At 68.8% G+C, this 14582-nt stretch carries 16 protein-coding genes; 7 read left to right on the top strand and 9 right to left on the bottom strand.

The window, feature by feature from the left end:
- The first annotated feature begins 155 nt into the window (after positions 1–155).
- From ACRDTB_RS01600 to ACRDTB_RS01575, 6 genes are read left to right on the top strand one after another with little or no spacing between them, the layout of a single operon-like run.
- Positions 156–1697, top strand: a complete 1542-nt coding sequence (locus tag ACRDTB_RS01600) for an ABC transporter substrate-binding protein (RefSeq protein ID WP_431428022.1) — start codon at positions 156–158, stop codon at positions 1695–1697.
- A complete protein-coding gene (locus ACRDTB_RS01595) occupies positions 1694–2923 on the top strand; it encodes a cytochrome P450 (RefSeq protein WP_431428021.1) in 1230 nt (409 codons plus the stop codon). The genes ACRDTB_RS01600 and ACRDTB_RS01595 overlap by 4 nt, the downstream gene beginning before the upstream one ends.
- A complete protein-coding gene (locus ACRDTB_RS01590; RefSeq protein ID WP_431428020.1) occupies positions 2920–4008 on the top strand; it encodes a class I SAM-dependent methyltransferase in 1089 nt (362 codons plus the stop codon). The genes ACRDTB_RS01595 and ACRDTB_RS01590 overlap by 4 nt, the downstream gene beginning before the upstream one ends.
- A gap of 3 nt (positions 4009–4011) precedes the next feature.
- A complete protein-coding gene (locus ACRDTB_RS01585; protein WP_431428018.1) occupies positions 4012–4302 on the top strand; it encodes a hypothetical protein in 291 nt (96 codons plus the stop codon).
- Complete coding sequence (locus ACRDTB_RS01580; RefSeq protein ID WP_431428017.1) at positions 4302–5228, top strand: isocitrate lyase/PEP mutase family protein; 927 nt, start codon at positions 4302–4304, stop codon at positions 5226–5228. The genes ACRDTB_RS01585 and ACRDTB_RS01580 overlap by 1 nt, the downstream gene beginning before the upstream one ends.
- A complete protein-coding gene (locus ACRDTB_RS01575) occupies positions 5225–5989 on the top strand; it encodes an SDR family NAD(P)-dependent oxidoreductase (protein WP_431428016.1) in 765 nt (254 codons plus the stop codon). Before ACRDTB_RS01580 ends, ACRDTB_RS01575 begins: the two co-directional genes overlap by 4 nt.
- Here ACRDTB_RS01575 and ACRDTB_RS01570 read toward each other — a convergent pair.
- The 4 genes from ACRDTB_RS01570 to ACRDTB_RS01555 all read right to left on the bottom strand — a co-directional run bounded on the left by ACRDTB_RS01570 (position 5921) and on the right by ACRDTB_RS01555 (position 8750).
- A complete protein-coding gene (locus ACRDTB_RS01570) occupies positions 5921–6388 on the bottom strand; it encodes a hypothetical protein (RefSeq protein WP_431428015.1) in 468 nt (155 codons plus the stop codon). The genes ACRDTB_RS01575 and ACRDTB_RS01570 overlap by 69 nt on opposite strands.
- A 112-nt stretch (positions 6389–6500) precedes the next feature.
- Complete coding sequence (locus tag ACRDTB_RS01565; protein ID WP_431428014.1) at positions 6501–6959, bottom strand: MaoC family dehydratase; 459 nt, start codon at positions 6957–6959, stop codon at positions 6501–6503.
- Positions 6956–7837: an AMP-binding protein gene (locus ACRDTB_RS01560; protein WP_431428013.1), complete on the bottom strand. Its 882-nt coding sequence runs from the start codon at positions 7835–7837 to the stop codon at positions 6956–6958. The genes ACRDTB_RS01565 and ACRDTB_RS01560 overlap by 4 nt, the downstream gene beginning before the upstream one ends.
- 76 nt (positions 7838–7913) lie before the next feature.
- Positions 7914–8750 (bottom strand): class II fructose-bisphosphate aldolase, encoded by an 837-nt coding sequence (locus ACRDTB_RS01555; RefSeq protein WP_431428012.1) that lies wholly within the window; start codon positions 8748–8750, stop codon positions 7914–7916.
- Between the two features lie 193 nt (positions 8751–8943).
- On the opposite strand from ACRDTB_RS01555, the gene ACRDTB_RS01550 reads away from it, so the two are divergent.
- Positions 8944–9759 carry a DeoR/GlpR family DNA-binding transcription regulator gene (locus ACRDTB_RS01550; RefSeq protein ID WP_431428011.1) on the top strand — a complete coding sequence of 272 codons (816 nt, stop codon included), beginning with the start codon at positions 8944–8946 and terminating at the stop codon, positions 9757–9759.
- Between the two features lie 7 nt (positions 9760–9766).
- On the opposite strand, the gene ACRDTB_RS01545 is transcribed toward ACRDTB_RS01550, so the two are convergent.
- From ACRDTB_RS01545 to ACRDTB_RS01525, 5 genes are all read right to left on the bottom strand, one after another.
- The gene (locus tag ACRDTB_RS01545; RefSeq protein WP_431428010.1) at positions 9767–10699 is read right to left on the bottom strand and encodes an ROK family protein; all 933 of its coding nucleotides are present in this window, start codon (positions 10697–10699) and stop codon (positions 9767–9769) included.
- Entirely contained in the window at positions 10696–11595 is a 900-nt protein-coding gene (locus ACRDTB_RS01540) for an SIS domain-containing protein (RefSeq protein WP_431428009.1), read from the bottom strand. Before ACRDTB_RS01540 ends, ACRDTB_RS01545 begins: the two co-directional genes overlap by 4 nt.
- 86 nt (positions 11596–11681) lie before the next feature.
- Positions 11682–12857 carry a Gfo/Idh/MocA family protein gene (locus ACRDTB_RS01535; protein ID WP_431428008.1) on the bottom strand — a complete coding sequence of 392 codons (1176 nt, stop codon included), beginning with the start codon at positions 12855–12857 and terminating at the stop codon, positions 11682–11684.
- A gap of 2 nt (positions 12858–12859) precedes the next feature.
- Positions 12860–13654, bottom strand: a complete 795-nt coding sequence (locus tag ACRDTB_RS01530; RefSeq protein WP_431428007.1) for a carbohydrate ABC transporter permease — start codon at positions 13652–13654, stop codon at positions 12860–12862.
- Positions 13655–13727: 73 nt separating this feature from the next.
- The gene (locus ACRDTB_RS01525; protein ID WP_431428006.1) at positions 13728–14570 is read right to left on the bottom strand and encodes a carbohydrate ABC transporter permease; all 843 of its coding nucleotides are present in this window, start codon (positions 14568–14570) and stop codon (positions 13728–13730) included.
- Positions 14571–14582: the final 12 nt, after the last annotated feature.

Raw genomic sequence — 14582 nt, 5'->3', positions numbered from 1 at the left:
CATGAACGAACCGTAGGGGAGCGTTAAACAATCGTCAACAGGCTCACTGTCGGTATCCCGGCTGAGCTGTCTACTCCACTCTGGACTGCGCAGGTCGGACGTTGACTGCCCCCGGATGGCGACTTATGGTGCCTGTAGTTCAGGTATGACAACTTGTGTCAGATAGTGAAGGTCAAGTAGGGAGATTCGGATGGCGGTGCTGCGAATCGGATGCTCCGTGCTGCCGAGCGTGCTGGACCGCGACCAGCCGCTTCGCCTGCCTGCAGTGGGAGAACATCGACGCGCACCTGCAGCTGTACGAGCCGCTGCTCGGCTACGCGGGTGCCGCGCCGGAGCACGCCGGGGCACCGGGGTCGCTGCGCCTCGAGCCGCTGGTCGCGTCCGCGTGGCGTCGCTCGGCCGACGGCCGCACCTACACCCTCGACCTGCCGAAAGGCATCCGCAGCCCGTTCGGCAACGAGCTGACCGCCGAGGACGTGTGCTGGGCGTGGGAACGTTCGATCGGCGTCGGCTCCATCGGCGCCTGGATCGCGCGCAACCTCGCGCTGTACTCGGCGGCGGACGCCCGCGCTCACATCCGCGCCACTGGGCGCTACCAGGTCGTGTTCGACCTACCCGCCCCGACCACGATCCTGCCGCACCTGCTCACGGTGATCGTGCCGACGATCTTCGACAGCACCGAGGCCCGCCGCCATGCCACGGCCGACGACCCGTGGGCGCTGGACTGGCTGCGCACGCACAGCGCGGGCTTCGGGCCGTACACGGTGGAGGAGTGCACCGCGTCCTCGGTCGTGTTGCGGGCCAACGAGAAGTATCGGCTCGGCGTGCGCCCGTTCGACCGCGTCGAGTATGTCGCCATCCGCGACGCCGGCGAGCGCTTCGCCGCGCTGCGGGCTGGGGACGTCGACGTCGCGACCGATCTCGACACCCGGGCGGGCGAGTACGGCGACGTCCGGGTGCACGCCGTGCCGACGACCTGGCAGACGAAGCTGGGCCTGAACGTCACCACCGAGCCGCTGACCGACCTGCGCCTCCGCCGCGCCGTGGCTGCCGCAATCCCGTACGAGCGGATCGTGCGGGACGGCTATCTCGGCAACGCCCGGACCATGGACAGCGTCCTCAACCGCACCGTGTCGGGCTTCGCCGAGGTCCCGGATCTGATCCGGTACGACCCGGACGCGGCGCGGCGGGCCGTCGCGGAGCTGGGCGACCTGCCGGAGATCGAGTTCTACTTTCACGACGAGCTGTCGCAGTTCGCCCGGACCGCCGCGATCGTCGCCGACGGTCTCGAGGCGGCCGGCATCGCGGTCAAGCCTGTGCTCATCGACGGCGCGGACCACAGCTTGCGGCGCATCGCCCGCGACATGCCGATGTACCTCGAGTCCGATGGGCCGATCACGATCGACGGCCGCTACGCGCTGGGCCACGACGTGAACCCGCCGCTCGGCGGGGTGTTCGACTTCACCGGCTACCACTCCGACGCGATCGCGGCGCGGCTCGACGAGAGCCTCGGCGAGCTCGACGACGACCGCGTCCGCACGCTGCTCGCCGAGGTGCAGCGAATCGCGGCGGCGGACCAGCCGTGGGTGCCGCTCGCCGAGCAGATGTTCGTGTTCGGCACCACCGCCCGCGTCGGCGGCTACCGCTGGTACCCACTGTCCCGCCTGCGGCTGCGCGACCTGCGGGAGCGGCCATGAGGATCGTGACCTCGTTCGAGGAGACCCAGGAGATCCTCAAGAGCCGCGCGTTCGGCGTCGAGGGCTCCTACAACGACACGAACGCGCCGCTGCTGCGCGGGTCGCTGATCGGCCTGGACGGTGCCGCGCACCGACAGCGCAGGCGGCTGCTGTCCCGGCTGTTCACCCGCGACCGTCTCGCCGCCTACGCCACCGACGTCGTCGGCCCGGCCACCGACCAACAATTGTCCACTCAGGACGGCCCGCGCGCCGACCTCGTCCCGATGCATGCGACCATCTTCTGGGACCTCGCCGCCCAGCTGATCGGGCTCGACCTTACCGAGGCGGCGCTGGAGCGCACCGGTCCGCTGGATGTGCTCGTGCGGACGATCCTGCGCGGCATCCACGTGAACTACGCGTCGGCGCCGACGCGAACCAACGCTGAGCGCGCGGCCGTCCTCGACGAGGCGATGACCGCCATGAAGGGGTACGAGATCGAGCTGCTCGCACCCGCGACCGAGCGGCGCCGGGAAATGGTGCGCGCGCTGCGTGCTGGCGAAGTCGCGTCCGAGGACCTCCCGCGCGACGTGATCACAGTATTACTGCGGAACTGGGCTCCGGAGTGGACGGAGGATCTGCTCGCCAGGGAGACCGTGCTCTTCATGATCGCCGGCACCGAGAACAGCGGCTCCGCGGTCGAGAGCTGCGTCTACCACCTCGCCGGCTGGTTGTTCGAACACCCGGAGGACTGGCCACTCACGGGGAACGACGAGTTCCTGCAGCGCGCGTTGTACGAGACGATCCGGCTGCACACGAGCGGCCGCAAGATCCATCCGAGGGTCGCAGTTCGGGACGTTACGCTCGCCTCGAGCGGCACCCGGTTCGGTCCCGGCGACCGGGTGGGGCTGCACCTCGCGGCGGCCAATCGCGATCCGCGGGTCTACGGACCGGATGCCGACCGGTTCGACCCGCGCCGCGCCGACCGTCTCGACCGGACGGTCAAGCCCTACGGCACCGGGTTCGCCGCGGGCACCCATATGTGCCTCGGCAAGGACCTGGTCACCGGCGACCTCGGGGCGTCGGGCCGCCCGGGCATCCTGCTCGAGGTGCTCCGCCGCTGGTACCGGGCCGGTCTGGAGCTGAACCCGGACGCGCCGCCGGTGCGTTCCCCCGAACACGAGGACCGGTTCGCCAGTTTTCCGGTCATCTTCACCCGACTGCCAGCCCGACGAGAGGACTCGCGATGACGGTCCAGGACAATCCGCTCCGCATCCAGCTCGACGCCGACGCGGCCGCCTTCCATGCGTTCCTCCTCGGTACCAAGAAGATCTGGGGCACCGAGCTCTACCGCGACGCCGCCCGCGACGCGACCGAACTGTCCACTTCGGTCGGCGACGTCGGAGAGCTGCACGAGCAGCTGCTGGCCACCTCGCCGACCTACCAGACATTCGCCTGGGCCGAGCACTATCTGCAGCAGTTCAAGTACGCCGGCCGCTACGGGCTCGTGCCGCGCTACGAGGACAGCGCCAAGGACGTCGCCCGCACGCTCGACGCCGCCCAGCAGCAGGGACCCGGCGTGGTGGAGCTGAACCCGGACCTTCCGCTGCCCGACTACTACACGAAGACCGACTTCCACCAGCACCCTGGCGGTATCTGGAGCGACGACATCGACGCGTGTGCCTACGAGTTCGGCGCCCGCACCCCGTTCAGCGTGTCGCTCGCCAGCGAGACCGAGCTGCACGACCGGCTGTCGGACATCATCGCCGGATACGAGCCGCGCGACATCATCGACCTCGGCTGCGGCTTCGGGAAGAGCACGTTCTCCCTCAAGCGTAAGCTCCCGGACAGCCACGTGACCGGCGTCGACCTGTCCCGGCCCGCGGTGCGCCTCGCCCACCTGCGCGGCGTGGAGACCGGCCTGGCCGTGGACTTCCTGCAGCACAACGCCGAGAGCACCGGTCTGCCGGACGCTAGCTTCGACATCGTCACCGGCACGATGTTCGTCCATGAGCTGCCCGCCGAGGCGAACCGCAAGGTCTTCCGCGAGGCGCGCCGCCTGCTGCGACCGGGCGGCCGGGTCGTGCTCCTCGACTTCTACCTTGTGCCGGGCGGAGACGTCGGCATGTTGTTCCACTTCGGACAGTCCGACCGGAACAACGAGCCGTTCATGCGTGAACTGGTCGGCATGGACCTCGAGCAGGAGCTGCGCGACGCGGGCTTCTCCTCGGTCACGCTCGCGCCGTTCGAGGAGGAGGACGGCGCACTTGCCGCCGGCGACGGTTTGCCGTCGAGCTGGCGTTTCCCCTGGACGACCATCACCGCGGAGGTGTGAGCCATGCCCGACAACCACCAGTACTTCGGCGATCCGATGATCACCCGCCTGATGACCGCGTTCACCGCCCTCGCGGGCGAGCTGATGGTCACCCGCGCGGCCAACTGGCGGCTGCAGCGCGCGCTGGAGAACGCGGGCGTGCTCGTGCCCGGTGCGGTCGAGGACCTCGGCACCGACCCGGACTACCAGGCATGGCTCGCCAAGGAGCCGGCCGCGTTTTCGAGCTTCGTGATGGCGCCGTTCGTCGAGCCGAACCTGTCGCTGACCGCCGAGCAGGCCCAGGCGAGCGCCTGATGCCGGACCTGTCCGCGTTCTTCGGTGGGACGCGGCCCGCCGGGCCGGCCGCGTTGCGGACGCTGGTCAACGGGGGCGGCGGGGCGATCGTGCTGCCGGGGGTCACCGACGCGCTGTCCGCCCGGCTCGTCGAAGCCGCCGGATTCCCTGCCTGCTACCTCACCGGCGCGGGCATGGCCAACGTGCTGTTCGGCGTGCCCGACATCGGCGTGGTCACGCAGACCGAGGTCGTCGAGCACGCCCGCCGGGTCGTGGACTCGGTGGGCATTCCGGTCGTGGTCGACGCGGACACCGGCTACGGCGGCCACCTGAGCGTGATGCGCACGGTGCACCTGTTGGAGACGGCGGGCGTGGCGGGGATCCAGCTCGAGGATCAGGCGATCCCCAAGCGGTGCGGGCACTTCGACGGCAAGCGCCTGGTCCCGCGCGAGGAGATGGTGGCCCGGCTGCTGGCCACGCAACGCGCGCGCAACGACGTCGACCTGCTGGTCATCGCGCGGACGGACGCCATCGCCGTCGAGGGGTTCGCCGCCGCGATCGAGCGGGCGAAGACGTACCGCGACGCGGGCGCCGACGTGATCTTCATCGAGGCCCTGCGGACGATCGAGGAGATCCGGGCGGTCCCGAAGGAGCTGCCGGACGTGCCGCTCCTGATCAACATCGTCGAGGGCGGGCGGACCCCCGAACTGCCGGCTGCCGAGCTCGACGGGTACGGCTATCGGATCGTGCTACACGCCAACTTCCTCATGCGCGCCATGCTGCACGCGGGCACCGAGGCGTTGCGGGCACTGCACGTGCGTCGGGGGAGCGCGTCGCTGCACGACCGGCTGGTCAGCTGGGACACCCGGCAGAGCCTGGTGGGTCAGGAGCTCGCGGACCAGGTCGAGGACCAGATCCGGGACCGCGCGACCGAGCTGACCGGGTGACCCCGCCCGCTCTTTTCGGCCCGCGCCGCCCGGTGATCGTCCTCGGCGCCGCGCACGGCATCGGTGCAGCGGTGGTCGCGCGACTGTGTGCGTGGGAGATGGTCGACGAGGTGGTGCTCGTCGACCAGGATGCCGCCGGCCTCGAGGCCGTTGCCGCACAAGGGTTCCCGGGCGTGAGGTTGCACCCCGTCATCGCATCACTCGCCGACGACCTGACCGATGCGTGCGCTGTCCTGGACCGCCCCGGGTACGGCGTCGTTACCGCGGGTGTGTTCGCGGGCGGCCCGTCGCTGACCGTCGACCGCGAGTCGATCCAGCGGGTCGTCGAGACGGACCTGGTCGGCGCCGTCCTCGCCGCCCGGACGGTCGCCGCGCGCCTGGCCGAGGTGGGTGGCGGCAGCCTCGCAGTGCTCTCGTCGATCGCCGCCCGCGTGCCCCGACACGAGCAGCTGGCCTACTCGGCTGCGAAGGCCGGCCTCAGCCAGGCGATGCGGGTGCTGGGTATGGAGGTGGCGCCGCTCGGCGTACGCGTCAACACGGTCGCTCCCGGCGCCACGGACACGAGGTTCATTCCACCCCATCTGGACCGCACCACGCTCGCGTCCGGCGACGGCACCACGTACCGCGGCCGCATCCCACGCGGCTCGATCACCACCGCTGACGAGGTGGCCCAGACCGTCGCCGTTCTTCTGTCACCCGCCATGCGCCACGTCTACCTCCACGAACTGGTCGTCGACGGCGGCGAGTCCCTCGGCGTCTGACCCTCGCGCAACACGAACTCGTGCCTTGTTCCATCCGAACACGACGGCAGATCGATGAGTACGTCGGCGAGCTCGACCTTGTGCGGAGTCGCGCTTGCCGGGGAGGCCCGCGTACACGTGCACCCACCGCCGCCGTGCCTCGGCCAGCTCCTCGTCGGTCGTCGGGTCGCCACCACCCCAGGCGCGGGGCAGCTGGTAGCTGACGAACCCGATCGCGTTGGTGATCAGGAAGCCGTAGCAGCGCACGGCGATCGGTCCCGGGATGCCGGCGTCAACGAGCCGAGCGAGCATCGCCTCCATCGCGCCTCGCAAGGCTGTCTGGCTGTCAGTGACCTGCGCGGAGAAGCTGCGCACGACGCTGGGGTGCGTACGCACCATGGTGAGGAACGCCTGCCCCACCAATCATGCGCGATCACCACTCCGAGGCTGCATCCCAGTCGGCCGAGCGGAATAGCGCACGGGATGCGACGCACGGGCCTGGACAGAACGTGTTTCAGCAGGTGACGGCCGCTTACCGAGCGGTGCAGGATCGGCAGGCGTGTGTCGGGCGTCGCCGGTCAGCTCGCGTGCCGCCTGCTCGTCGGTGACGCCGCGGCGGAGCACCAGGAAGATGTGATCGCCCGTCTGCACCCGTCGCGCTGTGCTGGTTGCGCACGTCCAGTGTCTCGCTCACGACACCGATGCCGGCGCGCCGGCGCGGGCGCAGGCTCGTGATCCGGCAGTGCACGGTGATGGTGTCGCCGATCCTGGTCGGACCCGTGAACTTCCAGTTGTCCCACCCGACGGAGACCAGTGCCGTGCCGTCCAGGTAACTCATGCGGCACGACGGGCCCTGCGCGAGCGACCTGCCCAGCGGGCCGTGGGCGACCCGGGTGCCGTAGAGCCCGCGCCGGCAGAACTCCTCGTCGGTATGGATGGGGGAGTGGTCGCCGGTCAGTCCGGCGAACTGGAGGATGTCGCTCTCGCTCACGGTGCGGCCGTGCCGAACTCCTGGCCGACCCGGAGGTCTTCGAAGCAGAGGCCGGGTGTGCTCACTGGTGCCCTCCCGGCGTCGTCGTCAGCGACCATGTTCGGAGCCGCCGTTTGTCGATCTTGCCCGCGGCGGTCTGGGGCAACGGGTCGGGTAGCACCACGATCCGCTTGGGGTTGCTTGTACCTGCCGAGGTGGCCGGAACACCAGCGCAGCACGGTCTCCTCGTCGAGGTTCTCGCCGTGCACCACGGCCAGCACCGCTTCGCCCCAGCGCGGGTCCGGCACGGCGAACACCGCGGCCCGGCGCACGTCCCCGGTTCGGAAGTAGCCGCGTGCGTCGAACGGTGGCTCGCCGCCCGCCCGCGTGAGGTAGCGGTCCATCCGCCAGGGAGTACGCGCAAGGATCTCGCCCGGCGAGCCGTCCGGCACGGCGTTACCGGCATCGTCGACGATCGCTACGTCCACGTTCGGCACGTGTGGCCCGACGCTGCCGAGCCGCTCGGTGACCTGTTGTTCGCGTACCTGTTGGACGGCCATGTCGAGGCTACGGACGTGGCCGTCGAGCAGCTGGCGACGAAAGGCGCCGAAAACGTGGTCGGAGAGGAAGGCGTTGAGCCGGTCGATCACGATGTCTTCGCGGAGGAAGAACGCTCCGGGTCGGGGATGGCCGGGCGGGATGTATCCCTTCGTCGGGGCGCACAGGTAGTAGGTACTTCCCTTGCGGGTCTTGCCGTACATCCGCCGGCCGCACAGCTCGCGGAGTTTGGTGTGCGGGTGGCGGGTGTTGGCTCCGGTGGCGCTGCGGGAGCCGAAGCGATGCCCGCCGACCTCCTGGGTTTGGATGAAGGTGTCGAGGTCGACCATTATCTCGTGCACGGGTTCGGGTGACCAGATCCATTCCGAGACGGCCTTGAGGGCGTGGCGTCGGAGGCTGGGGTCGGTGTGGCCCCATTCAGGACGAGAGTACGAGCAACGATGCGGCCACGACCTCGACCATCGCCTCGCGGGCCGGGCCGAGGTAGCGACGCGGGTCGATGATGTCCGACTCGGAGGACAGTTGCTGTCGTACCGCCGCAGTGAACGCGACGTTGAGAGCGGTTCCGATGTTCACTTTCACGATTCCCGCGGCCACCGCATTCCTCAAGGATGCGTCCGGGACGCCCGAGGATCCGTGCAGCACCAGCGGCCGCGGGACGGCGGAGCGGAGACGTCGGATCAGGTCGACGTCCACTACAGCGGTGCGAGTGGTCATGGCGTGGGCACTACCCACTGCTACCGCGAGGGCGTCGACACCGGTTGCCGCGACGAACTGTTCGGCCTCGTGAGGGTCGGTGCGCACCCCCGGAGCGTGGACGCCGTCCTTGCCTCCCACCTCGCCGAGCTCCGCTTCGACCCACAGACCGCGGGCATGCGCCCATCGGACGGCCTCGCGGGTGAACTCGATGTTGGCGGCGTACGGCAGTTTGCTCGCGTCGACCATGACAGATCCGAAGGCGTGCTCTCCGGCTTCCCGGAGCAGCTCCGGGCTCTCGACGTGATCCAGGTGCAATGCGAGGTCGGCGCTGGATGCGCGAGCCACCGCCGAGCACGCGGCCGCGATCGGCCCCAACCGGCCACCGTGAAAACGCACGGCGTTCTCGCTGATCTGGATGATGGCCGGACGCCCGGCCGCCTCGGCGCCGGTGGCGATCGCCTCCGCGTGCTCGACACAGATTGCGTTGAACGCACCGATTCCGCGCCCGGCTTCTTCCGCCCGTTTCACGACCTTCCCGGTGAGCTCCAACGGCATGGGTCCCCTCCAGAATGGTGAGTGGATGATCCGGGCATGTCGAGCGCCGGACCGGATGGCGGGATGCGCACAGCGCGACGCGTCTCGCAAATTCGCGCATGAATGCGCTATCCTTCTGCATGAACGCGCAGCATTTGTGTGCGTTGCTTGTCCAACGACGGGTCACTCGCGGTGTGGAGAGGAGTGCCGGGCAATGGGGCAGGGTTCTGGTTCGGGAACGGGGGCGTCGGATGCGCCAACGACCCGGCTGCGGCGTGCGGATCGCATATCGGCCATCCTCGAGCGACTTTCCGCGGATCAGTCCCTCGGGGTTGCCGAGTTGGCGGAATCGTTCGGGGTCTCGCAGGCCACCCTGCGGCGCGACCTGCAGGTTCTGAACGAGCAACGACTCGTCACCCGTACCCACGGCGGAGTGTTGGCGCAGGGGATATCCCACGAGCTGCCGGTGCGCTATCGCGACGCGCAGCACAAGGAGCAGAAGCTGCGCATTGCCGCGGAGGCGTGCCGACGCATCCCCGATGGTCCGATCGCCGTCGGGCTCACCGGGGGAACCACGACCAGCGAGGTCGCCCGCCTGCTCGTCGACCGGGTTGACCTCACGGTCATCACGAATGCCTTGAACATCGCCTTTGAGCTCGCGATACGTCCCCAGGTCAAGCTCGTGGTCACCGGCGGCAGGAGTCGCCAGCAGTCCTTTGAGTTGGTGGGCCCGTGGGCCGAGCACACCCTCGGAGGGCTCAACGTGGGGATTGCGATCGTCGGCACCGACGGGATCAGCGCCGATGGCGGTCTGACGACCCACGACGAAGTCGAGGCGCAGACCAATGCGGCGCTCATCAGCCGGGCACGACGGACGATCGTGGTCGCGGACGGGTCGAAGGTCGGCCGCGTGCGCCTGGCTCGCATCGCGGCGTTGGACGACGTCGACGAGCTGATCACCGATGACACCGCGGACAGCGCGGCACTTGACGCGGTACGCGGCGCCGGGGTCGACGTCACCGTGGTGTGAACTGCGGTCACGCATGCGTGCGCGCGTCCGTCGACCGCCAGGCCAGCATGGCCGCGCCCAGGCAGCCGGCCGCATCTCCCAGGACAGCGCTGACGACGCGCGGCGCGGGCGCTGCGCCCATGCGGTCGATCAGGCGCCTCGTCAACGGTTCCACCAGCAACGGCCCGGCACGGGACAGCCCACCACCAACCACGACGACCTGGCTGCCGAGAACCGCCGCACAGGAGGCGAGCACGGCGCCGAGCGCATCGGTCGCGCGCTCCCACACCGCTGCGGCGGTCGGGTCGCCCGCCCTCACCCGATCAGCGACCTCGACCGCTCCCGCGACCTCGGTCCCGCTGAGGTCTCCGTAGGCACGAGCGATGGCCGACGCGGACGCGACCGACTCGAGACAGCCATGGCGTCCGCACACGCAGGTTGTTGCCTGGTCGGGTACGGTGACGTGCCCGATCTCTCCGGCCATCCCACCAGCCGACACGGGTGACCCATCCACCACGAGGGCAGCGGAGATACCCGTGCCCACGGCAACGAAGAGGGAGTCGCGCACTCCCACCGACGCCCCGACTCGGCTTTCCGCGAGACCGCCAGCCCTGACGTCGTGGGCAATCAGCACCTGGCGGTCGAGGCGCGACGAGAGCTCTTGAGAGACCGGGACTTCCGGCCACCCGAGGCTTGCGGCATAGCGAATGGTGCCGCTCGCCTCGTCGACGATCCCCGGCACCGCAACACACACACCGACGACCTCGAGCTGGAGATCCCGAGCGAGCTCAAGCATGGACCGCAGCTGCCCAGCGATCTCGTCGAGCCCTTGTCCCACGGACACCCGCTGTGGTGTCGGAGCACGCATCTCGTGCCGGATCACACCCTCCCGGCCGACCACGGCGCCCTTCATGAACGTCCCGCCAACGTCGAGTGCGAGTACACACGGTGTCGTGGTCACGGCGTCTGAAGTGCGTTCGACCCCAGGATCACGGCTCGAGACAGGTGTCTGGGCCGATCCGGGTCGAGCCCGCGCTCCACCGCGAGTGACACCGCCAGGCGTTGGCACCGGATGAGCTCTGCCATCGGGTCCAGGGTGGGCTCCACGAACAGCGCGGCCGTCGCGGCCACCTCCGCGGCGAGGCCGGGAGGTGCCGCGCCGAGCGACCAGACGACACCGTGCTCGTCACTGATGCTGATCGGCCCATGGCGGTACTCCATCGCCGGGTAGGACTCCGCCCAGGCCAGCGCCGCCTCCCGCATCTTCAGAGCGGCTTCGTGCGCCAGCCCGACCGTCCACCCTCGACCGAGAAAGGTGAACTGTCGACGGTCCTCATGGCCCACCGGGAGGGCGGCGTCCAGGGCTCGCCGCGCATCCGCGATCAGCGGAACGAGATCGTGGCCGAGGTGAGCGCGCAGCAGAGCGAGGGTGGTCGTGGCGAACCGCGTCTGGACCGTTGACTCCTCGTCGGCGAACTCGACCGCGACCACCTGGTCGGCGTGCTCGTGGATCGGGGTGGACGCGCCCGCCGTGATGGCCGTCGTCGAGAGCCGTCCCCGTACCTCGTCCAGCACGTCGAGCACCTCGGTGGTGGTGCCCGACCTGCTGACCGCCAGCAACTTGTCGTACTGACGTCCCCTGGGGAACTCAGAGGCGGGGAAGGCGTCGGTCAGTCCTTGCCCGGCCGACTCGCGCAGGACGGCGTAGGCCTGGCCCATGAACAACGACGTTCCGCAGCCGATGACCGCCACCCGCTCGCCGCGGACCGGCAGGAGACGACCCTCGCTCCGCGAAAGAGGCACGGCCCGGGCCCAGCAGTCCGGCTGGCTGACGATCTCTTCCAACACATGCGACATATGTGGCGATCTCTTTCTACGTGAACTGCGGTGCGATGCGTGAGACGCACGGGCGGATCGCGCTTGCGGGCTGTCCGCCGGTGGCACTACGCCTGGCCATCGGCGAACCATTCGGCCACCTCGGGAGGAGTCGGCCTTACCGTCGCGGGGGATCCGCCGGCGCGCAGGGATGCGGTGGCGGCGCAACCCGCCGCCACCGCGTCGCGGGCCGCGACCGGCGACGTCAGCGTCGGACCACCGTCGCGAACGAACCCGAGGAACTCGGACATGATCCTGACGTCGGCGCCGCCGTGGCCGCCCGCGGTGTCCACCACGGCGACGGATCTGTCACCGGTGGCGCGATAGCCCGATCGTCTGGACCACACCTCGACTCGCGCGCCGACTTCGTCGCCGAAGTTCTCCAGCCGGCCCTCGGTGCCGATGACCGTGTAGTTGCGCCAGTAGTCAGGGGTGAAGTGACACTGCTGATAGCTCGCGAAAGTCCCGTTTTCCAGTCGCATCAGCATCATCGACAGGTCTTCCACGTCGATCACCGGGTTCAGCCCGCGCAGGCTCCTCGGTGGCCAGTTGTTCTCGCGGTCGTACCAGTCCTGCACGGACTGTCCAGGTCGGTGGGCGCGGTCGGTGATGCCCCCGTAGACCATCAGCCCACCCAGCGCGGTGACGCTTCGGCTCACGGAGCCACTCAGCCAGTGGATGACGTCGATGTCGTGTGCACCCTTCTGCAGGAGAAGACCGGTGGTCTTGGACCGGTCCGCATGCCAGTCGTGGAAGTAGTAGTCCCCGCCGTCCCCCACGAAATGCCTGCACCAGACCGCTTGAACGTCGCCGATCGCTCCCTGGACGATCAGCTCGCGCATCGTCGTCACAACGGGCAGGTGCCGCATGTTGTGGCCGACGTACAGGCGGGTTCGGGTGCGCCGGGCGACGTCGAGGATGTGGTCGCAGGCCTCGGTGCTCGTCGCCAGGGGTTTCTCGGCGAACACCGCGATCCCGGCTTCGAGGAAGTCCACGATGATGTCCTCGTGCGTGTGGTCCGGGGTCGTGACGATGACGGCGTCCAGCCCGCGGTCCGTCAGCGCCAGGTAGCTGTCGCAGATGTGCGTCCGGGAGCCGAACCGCCCCTCGGCCCGAGCACGTGCGGTGGGATCGGGATCCGCGCAGGCCGTCACACCCGAACCGGCGCCTGGCCGGTGCACGAGGTCGGCCAGGACGCTGCGCTGTCCCAGGCCCACGATGCCGATCCGCAGATCGTCTCGCATGTTCACCCCTTCATTCCGGTCGTGGCGATACTTGCGATGAACTGCCGTTGGAGGACGGAGAACAGGATGATCATCGGCAGCGACGCCAGCAGCGCGCCGGCCATCAGAACCGGGAAGTCGGTCAACCGCTGGCCCTGCAGTGACGCGAGCCCTGCCGAAAGAGTCATCTTCTCCGGGTCCGTGTTGACGATCAGGGGCCACAGCAGTTCGTTCCACGACCAGATCGTGGTCAACACGCCCAGTGCCATCAGGCCAGGCCGAACCAGCGGCAGCATGACGTACCAGTACACCTGGAGCGGGTTGCAGCCGTCGATGCGCGCGGCGTCCTCGAGGTCGCGTGGCAACGCCAGGAAGAACTGGCGCAGCAGGAAGACACCGAAGGCGCTGAAGAGACCGGGAACGGCGAGTGCCTGCAAGGTGTTCAGCCATCCCCAGGAAGCCATGATCTGGTACTGCGGGATGACGTAGAGCTGCGGCGGGACCATCAGGATCGACAGGCAGAGTCCGAACAGAAGATTGTTCCCGCGGAACCGCAGCCGGGCGAAGGCATACGCCGCGAGAGAACAGAACAACAACTGCCCGGCGACGCGGACCACCGTGATGACGACGGTGTTCACGAACTGCTGGCCGAAGGGAATGGCGGTGAAGACGCGGCTGTAGTTCTCCCAGTTCCACTGTGCCGGGACGAAGACCGGTGGCACCCGCGTCGCCTCACCGAGGGACTTCAACGACGTGAGGAGCTCCCAGACGAACGGCGACACCATCGCGAGACCGGACGCCGCCAGTGCGACGGTCACCAACCACGCGGTCTGTCGTGGACGGTGGGGGGCGGTGGTCGAGCGCGACGGTGCGGGAACCATGACAGCGTCGTCAGGCATAGTGCACCCACCGCCGTTGGAGCCGGAACTGCAGGAACGTCATGGAGAGCACCAGCACCAGCAGAAGCAGGACGATGGCCGCGCCGTAGCCGCGGTCGTTCTGTACGAAAGCCCGCTCGTAGAAGAGGTAGATGATGGTTTGGGTGTCCCGCAGCGCGGGACTTGTCCGGCCCACCATGACATAGACCAGGTCGAACATCTGGAGCGCGCCGATCACCGACAGCACACTGACGAAGAAGATGCTGGGGCTGAGCATCGGCACCGTGATCGAGAAGAACTGTCGGACCCGCCCCGCGCCGTCCAACTCACCGGCTTCGTAGAGTTCGCGCGGGATCGTTTGTAGTCCCGCGAGCAGGATCACGATGTTGTAGCCGAGAGAGCTCCACACACCCACGGCCACGAGCGAGTAGAGCGCGTAACGGCCGTCCCCCACCCACGACGGGCCATCGATGCCCACGAGGGTCAGCAGGTAGTTCACGATGCCGAAGTCGCCGTTGAGCAGGTAGCGCCACACCATCGCCACGGCGGCGGGAAGGGTGACCACGGGGAGAAAGAACAGTGCCCGGTAGAAGCCCACTCCCCGCACACCCTTCTGATTGAGCATCGCGGCGAAGACCACGGCGACGGGAATTCCTGTCAGCGAGAAGAACGTGTAGCGCAGGGTGTTCCAGACGGCTTGGCGAACCTCTTCGTCCGCGACCAGCCGAGCGTAGTTGTCCAACCCGTTCCAGGTGTGCCCGCCGAAGGGGCCCCACTCGGTGAAGCTGAAGTACAGCGTCTGGACGATCGGCCACAGGTAGAAGATCATGAAACCGATGAACAGCGGGGAGATCATCAGCCACGCCCA

This window comes from Actinophytocola sp. (assembly GCF_050699935.1).
GTDB lineage: Bacteria > Actinomycetota > Actinomycetes > Mycobacteriales > Pseudonocardiaceae > Actinophytocola.
The sequence above is the reverse complement of the archived record's forward strand: the minus strand, read 5'-3'. Positions and strand labels throughout refer to the sequence as shown.

Bases quoted from the DNA above. Each gene is read 5' to 3' on its own strand.
- ACRDTB_RS01525 (WP_431428006.1), bottom strand. From the start codon at position 14,570: ATGATCTCCCCGCTGTTCATCGGTTTCATGATCTTCTACCTGTGGCCG.
- ACRDTB_RS01540 (WP_431428009.1), bottom strand. From the start codon at position 11,595: ATGTCGCATGTGTTGGAAGAGATCGTCAGCCAGCCGGACTGCTGGGCC.
- ACRDTB_RS01585 (WP_431428018.1), top strand. From the start codon at position 4,012: ATGCCCGACAACCACCAGTACTTCGGCGATCCGATGATCACCCGCCTG.
- ACRDTB_RS01580 (WP_431428017.1), top strand. From the start codon at position 4,302: ATGCCGGACCTGTCCGCGTTCTTCGGTGGGACGCGGCCCGCCGGGCCG.
- ACRDTB_RS01590 (WP_431428020.1), top strand. From the start codon at position 2,920: ATGACGGTCCAGGACAATCCGCTCCGCATCCAGCTCGACGCCGACGCG.
- ACRDTB_RS01595 (WP_431428021.1), top strand. From the start codon at position 1,694: ATGAGGATCGTGACCTCGTTCGAGGAGACCCAGGAGATCCTCAAGAGC.
- ACRDTB_RS01535 (WP_431428008.1), bottom strand. From the start codon at position 12,857: ATGCGAGACGATCTGCGGATCGGCATCGTGGGCCTGGGACAGCGCAGC.
- ACRDTB_RS01550 (WP_431428011.1), top strand. From the start codon at position 8,944: ATGGGGCAGGGTTCTGGTTCGGGAACGGGGGCGTCGGATGCGCCAACG.
- ACRDTB_RS01555 (WP_431428012.1), bottom strand. From the start codon at position 8,750: ATGCCGTTGGAGCTCACCGGGAAGGTCGTGAAACGGGCGGAAGAAGCC.